The sequence below is a fragment of the Nostoc sp. 'Peltigera membranacea cyanobiont' 213 genome (genome assembly GCF_002245975.1).
Taxonomy (GTDB): domain Bacteria; phylum Cyanobacteriota; class Cyanobacteriia; order Cyanobacteriales; family Nostocaceae; genus Nostoc.
The window spans coordinates 1-2,190 of the sequence record NZ_NOLI01000329.1; the positions used below are offsets into that span (position 1 = coordinate 1).

General features: G+C 42.2%; 1 protein-coding gene. It reads left to right on the forward strand.

Features of this window, described 5'->3' with window-relative positions; translation table 11 throughout:
- Nucleotides 1-2,190 (forward strand): ATP-binding protein (locus tag CDG77_RS34635; RefSeq protein ID WP_442946468.1); only part of this gene is annotated, 2,190 nt, incomplete at both ends.

Consider the following 2,190-nt stretch of genomic DNA (forward strand, 5'->3'; position numbering starts at 1 on the left):
TATGTGGGCGAATTGGATACAACCCAAAACACACAAACTGAAACGCTAAATTATAAGTTCCTCCACGATCGCGTCCAACAAGCTGCTTACTCTCTTATTCCTGACGGTTTAAAACAAGCAACTCACTCCAAAATTGGCAACCTTCTGCTGGCTAACGCTTCGCCGGAAGAACAAGGTAGCAAAATTTTTGCGATCGTTAATCACCTAAATCAGGGTTTCGATCTGCATCTAAGCCAGGAAGAACGTTCAGAACTTTTACGGCTAAACTGCATTGCCGGGAAAAGGGCTAAAGAAGCGACTGCCTATGGGGTTGCTGTAAACTACTTTACCGCAGCTGAACGCTGTTTGCCGACAAATAGTTGGCAGCAAGACTATGAAAAGTCCCTAGATGTCTATTTCAATTTAGCAGAAGCCAAGTATTTGTCTGGAGATTTTCAATCTTCTCTAGCCATTATTGAAACAATCTCTAGCTTTGCCAAACGACAAATTGACAGAGCTGAAGCCTTTAACCTAGCGATTATGATGTTCACCTTGCAGGGTCAGTACCTCGAAGCACTTCAGTATGGACAAAAGGCATTGTCTTGCTTGAATTTTGATTTATCAGAAATAGACTTACCAGAGAAACTTGAATCATACCAAAATGAGATTCAATTAAAATTAGCCAATCGCCAGCCAGAGGATCTGGTCAATGAACCAGAAGCTACGGATCTAGAGAAGCACTTGATTATCAAAATCCTCAATAATTTAATCGTACCAGTTTATGTTCTACAGAAGGGAGAGCTATACTTTCTCGTTGCGTTATCAATGGTTTCAGTATCTCTCAACTTTGGCGTAATAGCTGAATCAGGAAACGGATTTTCTGCCTATGGAATGTACTTGGGATATTATCAGTATGACTATCAACTGGGCTATGAATTTGGAGTTCTTGCAAAAAGTTTAGCCAAACGATTTAAGCAAGCAGATAATCTCTGCAAAGCTTGCTATATGCTAGGGAATAATCTCCTTTCTTGGGTGCGTCCTCTGCGTAGCTCAGATTCGATTTTTGATGAAGGATTAATCGCTGGACTACAGTCTGGGGAGATGGTTTTCTCAGGCAATCTTCTAATGTACAAGCTGCTCAATCCATTTTATGCAGGAGAAAGTCTATTAAATATTCAGCAAAATCTTCCTGAATATTTAGAACTTTGTGCCAAGAAACTTAACTATCAACTGGCTGTGGATGTGATCGCTGGATTAAATATTTGGCTGGCTGAACTTACAGCTTTTCCTGCGGAGAATCTCCCGACTGAGCAGCAGCATCTTGATTCCTGTAGAGTCAACAACAGCGACTATGCGATTTGCCATTATTTACTCCTCAAAACTAAAGTTCTATGTTTTTACGGGCGCTATGAAGAGGCTGTGAAAGCAGCACAGGGGGCTGAAGAACTTGTTGGGACTATTATTGGAAAATACCAAGTTGCAGCCATCAATTTCTATCAATCTATTGCGATAGCTGAATACTGTCGAACTCATGCTCTAGGCTTAGACAATAGTTACATTCAAAAAGTTAAGTCAAACCAAGCTCAACTCAGTCTCTGGGCGATTAGTTGCCCGGAAAACTTTGCTCATAAATACGATCTAGTTAATGCTATTTTAAGTATTTTATCAGGACAGAAAGCAGAAGCAATTGAACTGTTCGATCGCGCCATATCTGGAGCCAAAGCCAACGAATATATCCAAGAAGAAGCCTTAGCAAACGAACTCGCCGCCAAATTCTATCTCAATTGGGGTAAAGAGAAAGTCGCTGCCAGCTATATGCAAGAAGCTTACTACTGCTATGCCCACTGGGGAGCTAAAGCTAAAACTGATGATTTGGAAAATCGCTATCCAGAGTTGCTCCGCCCAATTTTACAGCAGTCCGATCCCTCAGTGACAATGTTAGGCACACTAGCAACGATCGTATCTCCCGCCTATTTCCTTCACTCCAGCAACAGCAAAAGTTCTAGCAGTTCCAGCATCAATACAACCCTCGATTTTGCTGCCATTCTCAAAGCCTCCCAAGCACTTTCGAGGACGATTCAATTAGAGGATCTGCTCTACCAACTTACCCAAATTATTCTGCAAAATTCGGGAGGCGATCGCTGTGCGTTAATCTTACCCAACGAGAATCAAGTTTGGGAAGTGCGGGCGATCGCCACACCCATCGCCACC